This window comes from Paenibacillus aceti, assembly GCF_003614185.1.
GTDB classification, from domain to species: domain Bacteria; phylum Bacillota; class Bacilli; order Paenibacillales; family Paenibacillaceae; genus Fontibacillus; species Fontibacillus aceti.
Genome location: NZ_KZ987724.1, coordinates 3,513,066 through 3,528,625, shown reverse-complemented (window position 1 = coordinate 3,528,625; position 15,560 = coordinate 3,513,066). Strand labels below are relative to the sequence as shown.

The 15,560-nt window shown below is 46.4% G+C and carries 12 protein-coding genes and 1 pseudogene; 10 read left to right on the top strand and 3 right to left on the bottom strand.

Features of this window, described 5'->3' with window-relative positions; genetic code table 11:
* Nucleotides 1–165: 165 nt before the first annotated feature.
* The 5 genes from BFJ94_RS15795 to BFJ94_RS15775 all read left to right on the top strand — a co-directional run bounded on the left by BFJ94_RS15795 (nt 166) and on the right by BFJ94_RS15775 (nt 7,332).
* Nucleotides 166–1,425 (top strand): ABC transporter substrate-binding protein, encoded by a 1,260-nt coding sequence (locus tag BFJ94_RS15795; RefSeq protein WP_120463522.1) that lies wholly within the window; start codon nt 166–168, stop codon nt 1,423–1,425.
* A gap of 70 nt (nt 1,426–1,495) precedes the next feature.
* Nucleotides 1,496–2,362 carry a carbohydrate ABC transporter permease gene (locus BFJ94_RS15790; RefSeq protein WP_120463521.1) on the top strand — a complete coding sequence of 289 codons (867 nt, stop codon included), beginning with the start codon at nt 1,496–1,498 and terminating at the stop codon, nt 2,360–2,362.
* Nucleotides 2,362–3,189, top strand: coding sequence for a carbohydrate ABC transporter permease (locus BFJ94_RS15785; protein WP_120463520.1), 828 nt, complete (start codon nt 2,362–2,364; stop codon nt 3,187–3,189). Before BFJ94_RS15790 ends, BFJ94_RS15785 begins: the two co-directional genes overlap by 1 nt.
* 55 nt (nt 3,190–3,244) lie before the next feature.
* The gene (locus BFJ94_RS15780) at nt 3,245–4,918 is read left to right on the top strand and encodes a glycoside hydrolase family 13 protein (protein WP_120463519.1); all 1,674 of its coding nucleotides are present in this window, start codon (nt 3,245–3,247) and stop codon (nt 4,916–4,918) included.
* A 674-nt stretch (nt 4,919–5,592) separates the two neighbouring features.
* The gene (locus tag BFJ94_RS15775) at nt 5,593–7,332 is read left to right on the top strand and encodes an ABC transporter ATP-binding protein (protein ID WP_120463518.1); all 1,740 of its coding nucleotides are present in this window, start codon (nt 5,593–5,595) and stop codon (nt 7,330–7,332) included.
* 44 nt (nt 7,333–7,376) lie between these two features.
* Here BFJ94_RS15775 and BFJ94_RS15770 read toward each other — a convergent pair whose 3' ends face one another.
* From BFJ94_RS15770 to BFJ94_RS15760, 3 genes and pseudogenes are all read right to left on the bottom strand, one after another.
* Nucleotides 7,377–8,669 carry a DUF4179 domain-containing protein gene (locus BFJ94_RS15770; RefSeq protein WP_120463517.1) on the bottom strand — a complete coding sequence of 431 codons (1,293 nt, stop codon included), beginning with the start codon at nt 8,667–8,669 and terminating at the stop codon, nt 7,377–7,379.
* A complete protein-coding gene (locus BFJ94_RS15765) occupies nt 8,662–9,258 on the bottom strand; it encodes an RNA polymerase sigma factor (protein WP_120463516.1) in 597 nt (198 codons plus the stop codon). The genes BFJ94_RS15770 and BFJ94_RS15765 overlap by 8 nt, the downstream gene beginning before the upstream one ends.
* Nucleotides 9,259–9,454: 196 nt before the next feature.
* Nucleotides 9,455–10,613: pseudogene (locus BFJ94_RS15760) on the bottom strand (IS110 family RNA-guided transposase).
* Between the two features lie 760 nt (nt 10,614–11,373).
* Between BFJ94_RS15760 and BFJ94_RS15755 the strand changes: the two are divergent.
* From BFJ94_RS15755 to tnpA, 5 genes are all read left to right on the top strand, one after another.
* On the top strand, nt 11,374–12,987 hold the full coding sequence (locus BFJ94_RS15755; protein ID WP_162944300.1) for a polymorphic toxin type 30 domain-containing protein: 1,614 nt from the start codon (nt 11,374–11,376) through the stop codon (nt 12,985–12,987).
* 17 nt (nt 12,988–13,004) lie between these two features.
* The gene (locus tag BFJ94_RS15750; RefSeq protein ID WP_120463514.1) at nt 13,005–13,442 is read left to right on the top strand and encodes a hypothetical protein; all 438 of its coding nucleotides are present in this window, start codon (nt 13,005–13,007) and stop codon (nt 13,440–13,442) included.
* An 86-nt stretch (nt 13,443–13,528) separates the two neighbouring features.
* The gene (locus BFJ94_RS15745) at nt 13,529–13,741 is read left to right on the top strand and encodes a hypothetical protein (RefSeq protein WP_120463513.1); all 213 of its coding nucleotides are present in this window, start codon (nt 13,529–13,531) and stop codon (nt 13,739–13,741) included.
* A 135-nt stretch (nt 13,742–13,876) separates the two neighbouring features.
* Complete coding sequence (locus BFJ94_RS15740; RefSeq protein WP_120463512.1) at nt 13,877–14,200, top strand: DUF3889 domain-containing protein; 324 nt, start codon at nt 13,877–13,879, stop codon at nt 14,198–14,200.
* Nucleotides 14,201–14,943: 743 nt separating this feature from the next.
* Nucleotides 14,944–15,417, top strand: coding sequence for an IS200/IS605 family transposase (gene tnpA / locus BFJ94_RS15735; RefSeq protein ID WP_120460925.1), 474 nt, complete (start codon nt 14,944–14,946; stop codon nt 15,415–15,417).
* Nucleotides 15,418–15,560 lie beyond the last annotated feature (143 nt).

Genomic DNA, 15,560 nt, shown 5'->3' with positions numbered 1-15,560 from the left:
TAATTATTCATAGAGGATTCAGTAGAAGGTTCGGATAGACATCTTTAAAGGAGGTGGTTGCCGAGAACGGAGAAGACAGGAACTTTCTTAGTATAGAAGTATACGTTTACTCGCTATTGGTTATTCTACACAGCAAAATTACAAAGTATGGAGGGTCAGTACGTTATGAAAAAGACAATATCCTTAGTTCTTGTGAGCGCCTTATTCTTGTTGGCTCTAGCCGGCTGTGGGGGCGGCAATAAAAATTCGAATACTTCTAACGGCAACGAGGCAGCTGGCAAGAAGGTGGAGCTGGAGTTCTTCCAGAACAAGACAGAAGCCAAGGATTCATTCGATGCTCTTATTAAAAAGTTTAATGAGGCCAACCCGAATATTCATGTTCAGCAGGTGAACCCGCCGGATGCTGAGACTGTACTTAAAACCCGTGTAGCGAAGAAAGATGTTCCTGATATTATCGGTCTCGGTGCTACGGATACTTATGCTCAATTGGCTAAGAGTGGAATCTTCGCCGATCTTACCGGAGATGCTCTGCTCGAGAACATTCAGCCTTCTTATCTGAACATGCTGAATAAGCTGATCGGATCGGACAGCGCTTATGCCATTCCGTTCACAGCTAATGCGAGCGGTGTGATCTATAACAAAGCGATCTTCACGGAGCTTGGCATTGAAGTTCCTAAGACTTGGGATGAATTTATCGTAGCGGCTCAGAAGGCTAAGGATGGCGGCAAGGTCGCTATTTATCAGACGCTGAAGGATGCTTGGACCACATTGGTGCCATTCAACTCCCTGTCGAGTGACATCGTTGGAATCGACTTCTATGCCAATCGTGCTGAAGGAAAGATCAAATTCGATAGCCCTGAATTCCGTGAAGTGGCTGAGAAGCAACTGAAATTGATTGAGTTCGGACAGAAGGATCTGTTCGGCAAAGGCTACAATGACGGGAATACCGCATTCGCAAGAGGTGAAGCAGCTATGTATATCCAAGGCGTATGGGCTATTCCTGAAATCCTGAAAGCGAACCCGAATGTTGAACTGGGCGTGTTCCCATTCCCGGCAACGAATGATGAAGCGAAGAATAAAGTGATCTCCGGTGTGGATACCTTGCTGGCGATCTCCAAGAATACGAAGCATTCAGAAGAAGCCAAGAAGTTCATCGACTTCATGCTGCAACCTGACAATATTCAATTCTTCATCGATCAACAAAAAGCATTCTCAGCAGTTAAAGGTGTAACTCAATCCGATCCAAGTGTAGAAGGCTTCAATGCGGCATTCGAGAGCGGTGCAATCGAGGACTTCTCCGACCACTATATTCCAAGTGCGGTGAAGGCTGATACGATCATCCAAGGCTTCCTGCAAAAGAAAGATGTAGACGCTTATGTGAAGCAGTTCGATACAGAGTGGGATAAGGTTGCAAACCGCAAATAACAGAGCCTGATACCTGTGAGAAGAGTGCGCTACTTGTGCGCTCTTCTCCATTTCAAGAAGGAGGATTACGATGGCCAAAAAGAAAGCCGCGTTTTATACCATGACCATACCGGCCTTGCTCCTGTTTTTCCTATTTCATACCTTTCCAACGCTGCAAGGGATATTCTATTCATTCACGAATTGGGATGGATATAGTGACAGCTATGACTTTGTAGGCTTCAAGAACTTTGCCTCTCTGTTCACGGACGGCAATGTACTGAACGCCTATATGTTCACTTTCAAATACGCGATTGTTGTAACTATTTTTATTAATGTACTTAGCTTGCTTATCGCTCTAGGGCTGAACTCACGCATCAAGTTCCGTAATTTCTTCCGGGGCATTTACTTCCTGCCTAACGTCCTCGGCGTACTGATCGTCGGTTATATCTTCAACTATATCTTCGCGAATGCTGTTCCGATGATCGGCGAGAAGCTCGGCAGCGAGATGCTGGCGACCAATATTCTCGGCAGTGAGAAATGGGCCTGGATCGGTATCGTAATCGTAGCCGTATGGCAAGGGATTGCCTTCAATACAATCCTGTACCTGGCCGGTCTACAGACTATTCCGCGCGATATTTACGAGGCGGCGGATATCGATGGCGCGGGTACATGGAGCAGATTCTGGTCGATGACGTTCCCGATGCTGGCTTCATTCTTTACGATTAACATGGTGCTGGCGATGAAGAACTCGCTCATGGTATTTGACCAGATCGTAGCCCTTACCGGCGGCGGTCCGGGACGTGCGACGCAATCGATCGCTATGCTGATCTATCAAGGCGGCTTCCAGGGCGGGGAATTCGCTTATCAATCGGCGAACGCGGTTATTTACTTTATCGTGATCGTAATTATCTCCGTAGTGCAGCTTAACTTTTTACAGAAGAGGGAGTTGGATGCCTAATGAAAACCAGAAATTCTACCAATTGGCTCATCACAGCACTGATTACCCTCGGTTCGCTCGTTATACTATTTCCGCTATACATGACGGTGTCGATCGCACTGAAAAATCCGGAGGAAATGGCGCAATCCATCTTCGCTCTGCCGACAGGACTACATTTCGACAATTTTACGCGGGCGATCGAAGCGACGGATTTCTTCTCGGCCTTTAAGAACAGCTTCATCATTACGTTCTGCTCGGTGAGCTTCGTGCTCTTGACCAACTCGCTTGTGTCGTACGCAGTAGCGCGTAATATGAACCATAAATTCTTCAAAGGCTTGTATTTCTACTTCATTAGCGCGATGTTCATTCCATTCCAGATCATTATGCTGCCGGTAGTGAAGCTGACGACTGATCTGAATATGAACAATGTTCCTGGCTTGATTATTCTGTATATCGTTTATGGTCTGGCCTTTAACATTTTCGTCTATGTCGGTTATATCCGCTCCATCCCGTTAGAACTGGAGGAAGCGGCTACAGTGGATGGTGCGTCAACGTATGGTACCTTCTGGCGGATTATTTTCCCGCTGCTTGCGCCGATTAATGCGACTGTCGCCATTCTGAGCTGTCTGTCCACATGGAATGACTTCATGCTGCCGCTCATTATTCTGAGCAAGCCGGAATCGTACACTCTGCCATTGGTACAGTATGTATTCCAAGGGCAATTCAGCACGGATTATAACCTGGCCTTTGCCTCTTACCTGCTGGCGTTGGCACCGATGGTGATCGTATATATCTTCGCTCAGAAATGGATTATTAACGGAATCACGCAAGGCGCCGTTAAATCATAAGCATCATAAATATATAGAAATAAATAGATAACTCAATGGATAGGAGTTTTCACTCATGAAGAAGACATGGTGGAAGGAAAGCGTAGTATATCAGATATACCCGCGCAGCTTTCAGGACAGCAACGGGGATGGGATCGGCGATATTCCGGGGATTATTTCCAGGCTGGATTATTTGCAGAAGCTGGGAGTGGATGTGATCTGGCTATGTCCGGTCTACGAATCGCCGAATGACGATAATGGCTATGATATTAGCAACTATCGAGGAATTATGGATGAATTCGGTACGATCGAAGATTGGGAGCGTCTGCTCGACGGTCTGCATAGCCGCGGAATGAAGCTGATTATGGACTTGGTCGTGAACCATACCTCGGACGAGCATGCCTGGTTCGTTGAATCCCGCAAATCCAAGGATAATCCGTACCGTGATTATTATATTTGGCGCGATGGCAAGGACGGTCAGGAACCGAACAACTGGGCTTCTATCTTCAGCGGCTCGGCCTGGAAATACGACGAGACGACGGAGCAGTATTATCTGCACCTCTTCTCGCAGAAGCAGCCGGATTTGAACTGGGAGAATGAGAAGGTACGCCGCGAGGTGTACGACCTTATGACCTGGTGGCTGGATAAAGGCATCGATGGCTTCCGGATGGACGTGATCAATATGATCAGTAAGGTGGAAGGCTTGCCGGATGGTGAAGGAGAGAGCAAGTACAAGGACGGCGGTAAATACTTCATGAATGGCCCGCGTATCCATGAATTCCTGCAGGAGATGAATCGGGAGGTACTGTCGAAGTATGATGTGATGACGGTCGGCGAGACGCCGGGAGTATCACCGGAGGAAGCGGCGCTCTATGTGGGTGAAGACCGGGGCGAGCTGAGCATGGTGTTCCAGTTCGAATCGATGGATATCGACTCAGGCCCGGGAGGAAAATGGTATGTGACACCGTGGAAGCTGCTTGATTTCAAGCGCATCATGAGTAAATGGCAGACCGAGCTTGACGGCAAGGGCTGGAACAGCCTGTTCCTGAACAATCATGACCAGCCACGGATGGTATCCCGCTTCGGCAATGACGGTCAATATCGCAAGGAATCGGCAAAAATGCTCGGCACCCTGCTTCATACGATGCAGGGTACTCCGTTCATCTACCAGGGTGAAGAGCTGGGCATGACCAATGTGAAGTTCGCGACGATTGAAGAGTATCAGGATATCGAGACGCATAATATGTTCAAGGAGCATCGCGAAGCAGGGCGCTCGGTCGAGGACATCATGGCTTCGATCTACAGCAAAGGGCGTGATAATGCCCGCACGCCAATGCAGTGGGATGCGACAGAGCATGGCGGCTTCACAACGGGGACGCCTTGGCTCGTCGTCAATCCGAATTATAAGGAGATCAATGCCGAGGAGGCCTTGGCCGACCCGGATTCGATCTTCCATTATTATCGCCGCCTGATCGAGCTGCGCAAGCAGCATGAAGTGCTAGTCTACGGTAAATACGAGCTGTTACTTGAAGATCACGAGCATATCTATGCATATACTCGCACTAGGGGTGATGAACGCTTGCTGGTGATCCTTAACTTCTTCGCTGACCCAGTGACGTTCGAGCTGCCTGCATCCGTCGGTTACCGTTCTTACGAGCGGCTGATCGGCAACTATGAATTGCCGGAGGGTACGCGGCTTGAGCAGCTGGAGCTTCGCCCTTATGAGGCCCAAGTACTGAGATTGAGATAATGAATACGGATTAGTAAGATTAGAGAACGGCTGCGGCCGTTCTTTTTTATATGATCCACTCCCCACTAAGCTTGAAAACTGCAACTGTGCAGGCTCCCGGAGTTCTAACGAAACTCCATATCGTTATTTTCGCGAAATCAGCACCTACTCTATTCTAACGAAACACTATATCGTTATTCGGGCGGATTTCCGCCCTTTTGCCCTTTAATTGCCTCAATAGCGATATCCAGTTTCGTTACATTTTGAAATCGCCTTTTTTGAGGCAAATAGCGATATCCAGTTTCGTTACAGTTTGTACCTGGTAGGTTGGGAGAAGGGAGGGCAGCAAGGAAAGATGAATAAGTCTTGTGGCACTGGAATGAAGCGGATATAATGGAATGGAATCTACTGGAATGAGGTGAGAGAATGGCAAACCGGATCGTTCGAAGTAACTAGTTCTCGGGCTGGGTAAGACGCGTACCAGCTATCAAGGGGGTTCTATGCCCTTTTGAGCCGAGAAAATTGATTATTTCGAACGGTGTCGGCGATTGCTATTTCTTTCTTTAATGAGCCAAGGGCACCCTGCGATATGTGGCTGGAACGGTGGGATCGATGTGTTAACATCAGCCTTCCGCTCCTGTTTGCTTATAGCTGCTGTCCTTGGCTTTTTATCTTATTGGAGGTAGATTTGAAAAATGCTGAAGAAATGCTGGGTTCTGTTTAAATGGACGATAATGCTATATATTGTCATGGGGTTTATGATTCAATTTCTGAATGCATACGGCATCAGAATATTTCAAATGCTGATTGATCAAGTGGCTCAAATTCGTCAGTTGAACGATGTGCTGGGGCTAATTATTTTATACGGCGGTATTCTGTTGGCAGTGGCTATCTTGAACTATCTTACGGAATATCCTCAGACCTATTTATCAAACGGTATATTTGAGAGGCTGAAGATTATGGCGCTTGAGAAGGTTTCGCGAATGGATTACAGCGCCTATCAGAATATCGGAACCGGTCAGATGATCAAGGTGATCGAGAATGGTGCTTCTGCCGGAAGCAATATCATATATTCTTTTTACCTGGAGATACTTCATCATTTGCTGCCGACCGTGATCTTCAGCTTGCTGTTCATCGGGCTGTATAACACGAACATTATGCTGGTCATTGCTGTGGGATATATCGTGGTTTTCCTGCTTACCAATTTACTGCTGCGAATGCTGTACCGGATCAAGTCCTCGCTGCTGGAAAGTCAGGAGAAGCTGGCAAAATACTCTGTGCGCGGGTTTATGGAGCTGGTCGTATTCCGGTTGAACAAACGCTATACCAAGGAGATCGAAAGGCTCACAGCTACGGCAGGTGACATCGTCGCCAAGAACTGCCGGATAAGAATGATCCATGAAGCGTTTTTTACGATATTCGCTGTCATTGTGGTGCTGTTGAAAATCGCAGTATTGGTGTATGGGGTTCAGCAAATATTGGCGGGTCGCACCTCCATCGGAATTATTGTGGCTCTAATCATGTTCATCGATCAGGTGTATACGCCGGTAGCGATCTTTAATGTGATATATGTAGACTACAAGCTGAATCGGGTTGCCTATGTCCGACTGGAGCAGTTCATCAATGCTCCCGAGGATGCCAATTTGCATTCTGGTGTGGAGGTGAAGCAACTGTCCGCCCAGATCGAATTCAGAGATGTGTCCTTCGATTATGGAAACAGTAAGCTGTTAGATCGGGTTTCTTTTACAGTTCCACAAGGAACATCACTGGCGATTGTCGGCTTGAGCGGTAGCGGCAAATCGACGATCGTCAAGCTGATGCTAGGACTGCTGAAGAAGAAATCCGGCCATATCCTCATCGATGGGCTGGATATCGATCAGATCAAGCTGGACAGCTTCTATGATCATGTCTCCTACATTCCACAGGATGCCCCGATCTTCGATGCGACGATCCGCAGCAATATCGTGTTTGATCAGGAGATGTCCGACGAGCGAATTTATGAGCTGCTTGATATGGTGCTGCTGAAGGATAAAGTGCTGGGTCTTCCAGAGGGGCTGGACACCTTGGTCGGGGAAAAAGGAATCAAGCTATCCGGCGGAGAACGGCAGCGTCTGGCCTTTGCCAGAATCATGGCTCAGCAGCGGGATCTGGTCATTCTCGACGAACCAGTCTCGGCCCTCGATAACATTACCGAGCAGAGAGTGATGGACTCGATTCTGGATCTGTTCAAGCAGAAAACGCTGCTGATTATCGCCCATCGGCTTAATTTCATCAAGCATGTGGACAGAATTATGTTGGTGAAGGACGGGGCGATCGTGGGGGAAGGCACTTTCGAGGATCTGCTCCGCCATAGTCCGTATTTCCAAGAGCTGTGGCTTAAAGAAGAGAAGGGCGAGCAGAATCCAAGCGGGAGCCGGAGAGAATTGCCAGAATAATGAAAGAGCGGGCCGGATTACTCCTGGCCCGCTCTTCGACGTAGCTATTTTACCGGAATCTCAATCGCCTGATTATAGGGCTTCATGTAATGCATTCCTTTGATGAACAGGGATTTCGGCGTCTGGGTGGTATTAAAGCGCAGGGTTCGTTCTTTCAAGCTAGTTCCATCCTGCTGATCGATAAGATCCTGTCGTATTGTCGTTTGTAACTCGACCATCCCTGAATCTGTCTCTATAGCAACTCCATCCAGCATGACATCCGCCTCTGTAGCCAGTTTGATTTCGATGCCCTCCGCCGTAACAGACTCATCCCTGATCCACAGCTTCTTGTCAGCCAGCTTGAACGGATTCGTGTCTATTGCTTCCAGCGACAGCTGCGCATCAAGCTCCTGATACCCTACGAATTCCTCCATAACGAGTTCTAACGAATCAAGCTGCTCTGGTAAGGCATCATAGCGAATATCAAAATCGAATTTGCTGCCATAAGAAGAGTTGGTGCTACTGCCGACAGATGGAACTTCAACGCCGTTAGCCATTAATTTGATGCCGAATAGGGCATTAGGGACCCGGTCGTAATTGTCCACTCGCATCGTGCCTTTGATAACGGTCTGAGTGGATGTAGCTGTGATCGATTGAAAGGTAAGCGAGCCTCGATCAACCTTGAGCGTCTTGTGAATCGATTGCTTGATCTGTGTCGGCAGCGCCTGATTCGGATTATACGGAAAAGTGAGCATTCCTTCCGTCATTTGTCCATCTGCCGAGAGCGACTGACCATAATGCAGCGTTAGTTTCCTGGCAAAAGGGCTCACACTGTCAAAGGTCATCATACCCTTGATTTCTGTCTGCTCCTTATTGATGAGCGAGCTTCCGCCGACGGCGGAAGAGTTAGTCCAGAATCCGCTGATCGAAAAGAGACTGATCGGTAGATTGTTCTGGTTCAGTCCGTGCGGATTATAAAGCGTGTAATACATCACCAATTGATTCGCGTCGGCGATAATCCCGTTGATGGTGAATTCCGTGCCGTCTTTCAATCGGGTCTTCTCCTCAATACTCTGCCCCTTCCCCTTAGCATTAAGCTGTTTCAGAGTATCTTCCATCAGCTCATCGAAACCGAATAGCTGCTTGCCATAATAGGCGAGCACATTATAGTTCGATCCAAAAACCACGGCGACCAGCATGACGACGACGGCGGCTTTTATGATCGGCGAGATCCTCTTTGTCTTTTTGGGCGGGGCGGTATTTAGCGCGGCTCTTAATCGGCCTTCAAGCTCTTCCGGTGCCTTTATGGAATCGATGCGTTTCTTCTCAGCGTCGAATAGCGGCTCAAGCTCATTCATTCCTATCACCTCCGTAATGCTCTTTAAGCTTCTTCAGCCCTTGATGAATCCGGGATTTCACCGTCCCGATGGAGACCTGGGTTATATCGGCGATCGACTGATAGTCCAGGTCATGAAAATATTTCAACTGAATCGCTTCTCTCTGCTGTTCATTGATATGTTGAAACAAGCTCTGGATATCGATCTGCTGTTCACTTCTTAAGTAGGAGTCATCCACCGCAGCGGGATGGATCGGAAATGGGCTGACCATAACCTTACCACGATCCGTATCTTGTCCAGGGCGCTGGCGATTTGCTCCCATCTCCCATTCATCCACTAGCACCAGCTTGCTCCGCTTGCGGAGCAGCCCTCTGCAACTGTTAACCAGAATAGTCTTGCTCCAGCTATAGAAGGCCTGTGCATTCTGCAGCTGATCGATTTTCTCGTATAATGTGACGATCATATCTTCCATGGCATCCATCGCATCATGGTCATTTCCCATATAAGTAAGAGCAAGCCGATAATAAGCATCCTGCTCCGCAGTTATAAGCTGAAGCAATGCTTCTTTATTGCCTTTTTTTGCTCTTTTCACTAGTCGAGCTACATTCATGCCTTCACCTCTCTTAACTGTAAGAGTCGCAAGGAGCGCAGAAAGTTCATTTTTCTGTGAAAATCCAAACGCTCGTTTGATTGAATATCGTCTTTTGAAAAGTAATAGATTTCTGAAAAATGCCGATAAGATGCCCGGTCCAACTTCTTTGAAGGGACTAGGTTTAAAGTCAATTGGTTTTGTCTATGCTGTTAGGTTAACCAATTTGCGTGAGCGTCGTTAATGGGCCACCATCAATGTAAGCTTGTTTGCTTTTCAACATGTGGTATGCAATGACAAGTATCTTGCGCGAGATGGCGATGCAAGCTTTTTTCTTCCCTCGTCGTGAAGCAATCTTCCAAAACTTCGTTGCCAATATCGTGTTTCGTGAGCGAGCGATTGCCCAGGACGCTTCGCATAATGTCACTTTCGCATGAGGATTGCCTTTTACGCTTTTTGTACTTTTTTTTGCCCGCACTTTCATGGTTGCCTGGCGCTACACCAGCCCAGGAAGCAAGGTGATCAGCGGTCGGAAACTGCTCCATATTGACGCCGATTTCTGCGAGGAGTGCCGAAGCTGTTCGTTCGCTGACCCCTGGTATGGTCTGAAGTAGTTCGTACTCCGTGCGGTAAGGTTCTAAGTGCTCATGAATCTCGCCTTCCAATCGAGCGATGGACTTCTCCAAGTATTCAATGTGCTCCCAGCAGTCTTTGATCAAACGAATCTGATGTGGGGTCATTGTGCCAAAAAGAGAGTCGGTAACCTCAGCCTGTTTGTTCTTGATCGAGCCCTTGACGCTCGCTTCGACATCTTCAGCGTCCACGTAACCTTGCGCAATTAAGCGCTGCAACAAGTTTCGTCCGGATACACCGAATATATCTGAGATAACGCTGCCAAGCTTGACGTTCCCTGCTTCAAGATACTTCTGGATACGATTTTTCTCCGCCGTTAGAGAACCCATTCGTTTTTTCCGAAGTCGGCAAAGGTCACGGAGCTCTCTCAAGTCCTCGGATGGCACAAAGCTTGGTTCAATAAGACCGACCCGAAGCAACTTCGCAATCCATTCCGCGTCACAAACGTCCGTCTTGCGACCGGGGACATTCTTGATGCGCTGCGCATTTGCGAGTACAACAGTGAAGTAGCCCTCCAGAATGTTGTATACAGGTTTCCAGTAGATTCCCGTACTCTCCATCGCGATGTGTGTAACGCCGTGAGTCTCTAGAAACTTGAGTAATTCGAAAAGATGCTTGGTCATTGTTCCAAAGGTTCGGACATCGCTGTGAGTCTCACCAGCTGCATCCGTCGTTATTACACAAACAACAATCGTCTCTTGGTGAACGTCCATACCAGCGCAACGTTCAAGTAATACTTCCATACTTTAATCCCTCCGTAGCTGAAATACATGACGGTGGATGAATTCGAGCTTCATCCTCAACAGTTTATTTGTCGGGGTTACACCACCATAAAAAAGAACGTGTTCGCGTCATGTATTAGCAGTATCGGATGGAGGCGGAAGCTCTAAACGCTCGCTATTTTCATGCTTGGTTTGCGCTCGGGAGATCATGAATGTTTATTTGTACAAATATTAAGAAATTACTGTATCACCCCTAAGCTAATTGCAAAACCTACACTTATTTTCCTGGTTCTTTCGGAAGTCCTCTCTTGCAAGTGTATTTTGTACATTTAAAAACACTCATATCTTGCGAGTCAAGAGAATTTCTAATTTTAAGTGTACGTTTTGCAATTAAAGTAAGGCTATAGTCGATTTGCGAGATTTTAGTTGTACTTTATGCAATTAGTGCTCCCATTAGCAGAAGAATCCGCTGTTTGGATGGATTCTCCTTTGATCGGGGCTAAAGCAAGAAAACAGTCGTATTTTTGTATTATCCAGGAATATATTGTATTATCCTATATGGATTTCTAGAATATATGTCATGTAATCCCTCTTAGCCCTAGTATAACCACCTCAGAACCATTTACCTTACACCATGTGATTCCAAAACGTATGAAATAACTGACGGTATATCATGTGTAGGAGGTGTCCTTCCATTCAAAAGATAGATCTTGATCGACTCGAGAATTTGGCCAAGGTAGTAGAGCATTTACGCCAGACCATGGAGCAGGAGATTACCGGAATGTCCAAGGATGTGAATCGTCTGCTGCGGGATACAGAAGCCAATTACTCGGAGTATTACGTACGTGAAGCTGCTCAAGAAGCTGAAAGCATACTCCGCGAGATTGAAGTGTTGGCTAGGCGACTAGATGACCAGATGCGGGAGAAGGTAGACGGACTCAGATCTGCCGCAGGTCAATATGCAGATACCGACAGGCAAGTCGAGAAGTTGCTTCAAACCCAATCGTCTACACCCCACTTCGATCATACCTTCCCGTTTCTTGCTGCACAGTCGCAGGATTTGAAAGAACATAGTCTGTTTCACTCCAATAAGTCCTCTTCTTCCGGATCCATCAAGTTCCCCAATAGGTTTGAATTACTTCAGGATTTCCAGCACCAAGGTATCATGAACCGTCTTCACGCACTGATGCAAGAAAAGGGAGAGCGAGATTGGGAGCTAGTTGATGATGACCAGATTGTCACGATAATTATGGACATGCAGGCACAAATTGAAGCGAACAGCCCGCCTTCGAAATTACCAGACGGAACCCCTATTGATCCGTATAACAAAGAGAACGAAACGACACTTACATACTTTCAAGAGCATATCCAACATGAGCAAATGGTGAATCCGGGTCTGGAATATCTGATCTGGCTAGAGGAGACTTACGGCAAGACAGAATGGCGCGAGAAAGTGGAAAGCGTCGATTCAGTCCTACGTACATTTGGACAAACCCTAGCAAGAGAGACTGTCATGGGTACGATGGGCACGGTACAGCTTGTGTTTCAATTCGCTACCGATCCTGTGAGTACAACGCAGGAGGTTCTAAATTCAGCGATTTATCTGGTACAAAATCCGCAAGTGATCTGGGAAGGCGCGAAGAAGCTGTATAAAGATTTTGAAAATGGAACCCCAGAGCAGAAGACAGAAATGCTGACAGTGTTTTCCTCCTTCTTTGTACCCGGAATGCAGGTGAATAAGCTGGGGAAGGCTGCGAAGTTAGGCGCAATAGCGAGGGCAGCCAATAAGCTGGAATACCCGAAAAAAATTGTTAGATTACCACCGGACATGGGTCCAATTTATTTTAAGAAGACCCCGGAAGGAAAATGGACAAGGGTACCGAATGTAGGAAGGACAGACATCGGTGAAGGGAGACTTGTGTCTCCGAATGGAGAAGTATTAACGGGTAAGCCATCAAAAGTAATAGAGCCCGGGACTAAGGGGACGCCAAAAGCTCCTAATATAGACCTTAATAGAATTGGGACTGGAGCGGTTGGCGACTTTCAAAATGTTAAAGATGTAAATGACCTTATATCTAGGATACCCGCAGATGCTAAACAAATTCCTTGGCGGGAAGTGACAGGAGGGGCAAAGGAAGGAATAAAATTCAGATGGGTTGATGAAGCAGGGAAGACATGGGATGTTCGCGCGCATAGTATCGATCCTTCCGCCCCACCTGGAAGCAATGCTGCAAATGGTTGGATTTATAGAGTAGAGATCAAACAAGTAAACCCAAAATGGAAGTGGACAATGGATTCAAACGGGAACTTCCATAAAGAGAATGTGCTTAAAGAGAACAGTCCATATTATAATGAGTCAATTGCCAATGAGACCCATATCCCATTTGCTCCATAAAAAGTGAGGTGAAAAGAATGAAGGTAGAAGAATTAAGGGCGATACTCTCTGGTTCAGATGTTGAGGAAAAAACAGAAGTTTTAAGCCACCTTTGTGATGTATTTGAATCATATAACAATTCAATTGATAATTGTAAGGAAATAATTATAGCATTACTTGATTTCGGTTTTAAAGAAGACAACTTAGAGATAAAGGAGGAAATATTCAACGCAATACTTACCGCAGCAACGTATAAGAATATTGATGAGATTAACTTTGATATTTTAGCGTACAATCTTGATACTCTGCCCGAAGAATGTTTCCACTCCGCATTGACGATATTAGGGTTCACTTTTAAAAAGGATTACTTATCCTATCTGACCAAGTATTTGGATCATGAGAATGGGAGTATTAGGGCAGATGCAATAAACGCAATAAATGAAATTGAAGGATATTGGGCTAAAAAACAAGAATAGTATAGTATTTTTACATAAGCTCTTTCCAACTTGTTTTATAAGTAGGATTGAGCTTTTCTTGTGTGCCAGAAACAAGGATGAAACGAATGGAAAAACGTGTACAAGTAGGGGCAGAAGAGTTGAAGAACCAGCAACTAGCACAGGAAGCAGAAAAAGAAGTGAGGTCTATTGCCCAGGCTCGTGCAGCATACGAACAGCTTATAGATGAAATTCATGGGTACTGTGAGCAAACAAGGGAATTTCGTGAACAGGCAGCAGAGTTGCAGCGATCAGGACGTACAGGTTTTCAGCAGTTGTGAACCGAGCGGAGCATTTGGATACGTAGCAGATCAGAAGGATAAACTACCAGTCATCAAGTACTAGAGCTCATAGACTAAAGTAAGTGAAGAATATTGCTGGGTGTAGGGGGGGGATATTAGGAGAGGGGTGTGAATATGAGGAAAATAACAGGTCTAATCGGGAGTGTAATCATGGCAGTTGCCTTATTGTTAGTGGTCATTGCTCCGAAACTGGTTGCTGCACCGGAATACGCCAAATGGGGCACGATTGCTGTCAAGGAAACTCAGCGCCACTATCAAGCGGATATTATTGATTATTTACATGTGGGCCGAACCAATCTTGCGGCAGATCAGGCTGAGGAGAAATTCAAGCTCTGGATCAGGACCAAGGACGGCAATGAGTTTGGCGTGTTTGTGTATATTCGCTTTAACCCGCTTCAAGACACGGCGTATACGATCCGATTTGAGCGGGCGGGGTAAATAACGGTTGACATTTAATTCACGGTTGCTTAGTATTGTTGTATCGCAAAAGCTGGAATCAAGGACATGAATACTTACCGACACCATATCAGAGAATGGGGCCCCGGCTGAAAGCCCCTGTGGGAGACCTGAGTATTTACCGCCTTGTAGCTGCAATTTTGAAATCAAGCCTGCGAAGTGCAGGTGATGAGTGTAAGGATTGCCGGGAATTCCCGTTACAGAACACTGAGAATTCGCTGCGGCTGAATGCAAGTAGTAACAGCGGATTGAACTTGGGTGGAACCACGAGCGCGCTCGTCCCTATGCGGACAGTGCGCTTTTTTGATTTTTATATAGGTCAAGCGACGATCAAGGACATGAATGCTTACGAATGCCATATCAGAGAATGGGGCCCCGGCTGAAAGCCCCTATGGGAGACTTAAGTATTTACCACCTTGTAGCTGCAATTTTGAAATCAAGCCTGTGCAAAGTGCAGGTGATGAGTGTAAGGATTGCCGGGAGTTCCCGTTACAGGACAGCTAAGGATTTCGCGAATAGCGGATTGAATTTTGGGTGGAACCACGAGCGTGCTCGTCCCTTGCGGATGAGGCGCTTTTTTTATTATGGCTTTAGCCAGTTGAGTGCGTGAAACGCGCGAAACAAAAAACCACCCGCTATGCGGGTGGAGGGATCGAGGGTTTGACCAATAAGACCATCCCGATAGAATTGAGATGTTCAGGCTCAATTGAAAGGAATGGTCTTAGATGGCAAACAAGAGCTATAGTCTAGCTCACACGAAGTGGATGTGCAAATACCACATTGTGTTCACCCCGAAGTATAGACGGAAAGAGATCTATAATCAAGTGAGGAAAGACTTAATCGAAATTTTCAAACGTTTATGTAAGTATAAGGGAGTGGACATCCTGGAAGGTCATATGATGCCAGATCATGTACACATGCTGGTAGCGATCCCCCCAAAGATAGCCGTGTCCACATTCATGGGATATCTGAAGGGGAAAAGTTCGCTAATGATCTTTGAAAAGCACGCGCAACTAAAGTATAAATATGGGAATCGAAAATTTTGGGCAGAAGGCTATTATGTAAGTACAGTGGGCCTAAATGAAGCAACCGTAGCAAAATACATTCGTGAACAAGAAGCACATGACCAAGCAATAGATAAGTTGAGTGTAAAAGAGTACGAAGATCCGTTTAGCAGTAACAGGAGCAAAAAGAAATAAACCAGTTTAACTGGTTAGTGAAAGTGACAAATTACACTGAGCCTGAACAGATTTGTGGTCAGGCTAGCGTCTTTAGGCGCAGTTTGGCAACAGGGGGTTATACCCCAAGTGCAAACCACCCGTTGGACGGGTGGTCATGATTT

Bases quoted from the DNA above. Each gene is read 5' to 3' on its own strand.
- BFJ94_RS15795 (WP_120463522.1), top strand. From the start codon at position 166: ATGAAAAAGACAATATCCTTAGTTCTTGTGAGCGCCTTATTCTTGTTG.
- BFJ94_RS15790 (WP_120463521.1), top strand. From the start codon at position 1,496: ATGGCCAAAAAGAAAGCCGCGTTTTATACCATGACCATACCGGCCTTG.
- BFJ94_RS15785 (WP_120463520.1), top strand. From the start codon at position 2,362: ATGAAAACCAGAAATTCTACCAATTGGCTCATCACAGCACTGATTACC.
- BFJ94_RS15780 (WP_120463519.1), top strand. From the start codon at position 3,245: ATGAAGAAGACATGGTGGAAGGAAAGCGTAGTATATCAGATATACCCG.
- BFJ94_RS15775 (WP_120463518.1), top strand. From the start codon at position 5,593: ATGCTGAAGAAATGCTGGGTTCTGTTTAAATGGACGATAATGCTATAT.
- BFJ94_RS15770 (WP_120463517.1), bottom strand. From the start codon at position 8,669: ATGAATGAGCTTGAGCCGCTATTCGACGCTGAGAAGAAACGCATCGAT.
- BFJ94_RS15765 (WP_120463516.1), bottom strand. From the start codon at position 9,258: ATGAATGTAGCTCGACTAGTGAAAAGAGCAAAAAAAGGCAATAAAGAA.
- BFJ94_RS15755 (WP_162944300.1), top strand. From the start codon at position 11,374: ATGTCCAAGGATGTGAATCGTCTGCTGCGGGATACAGAAGCCAATTAC.
- BFJ94_RS15750 (WP_120463514.1), top strand. From the start codon at position 13,005: ATGAAGGTAGAAGAATTAAGGGCGATACTCTCTGGTTCAGATGTTGAG.
- BFJ94_RS15745 (WP_120463513.1), top strand. From the start codon at position 13,529: ATGGAAAAACGTGTACAAGTAGGGGCAGAAGAGTTGAAGAACCAGCAA.
- BFJ94_RS15740 (WP_120463512.1), top strand. From the start codon at position 13,877: ATGAGGAAAATAACAGGTCTAATCGGGAGTGTAATCATGGCAGTTGCC.
- tnpA (WP_120460925.1), top strand. From the start codon at position 14,944: ATGGCAAACAAGAGCTATAGTCTAGCTCACACGAAGTGGATGTGCAAA.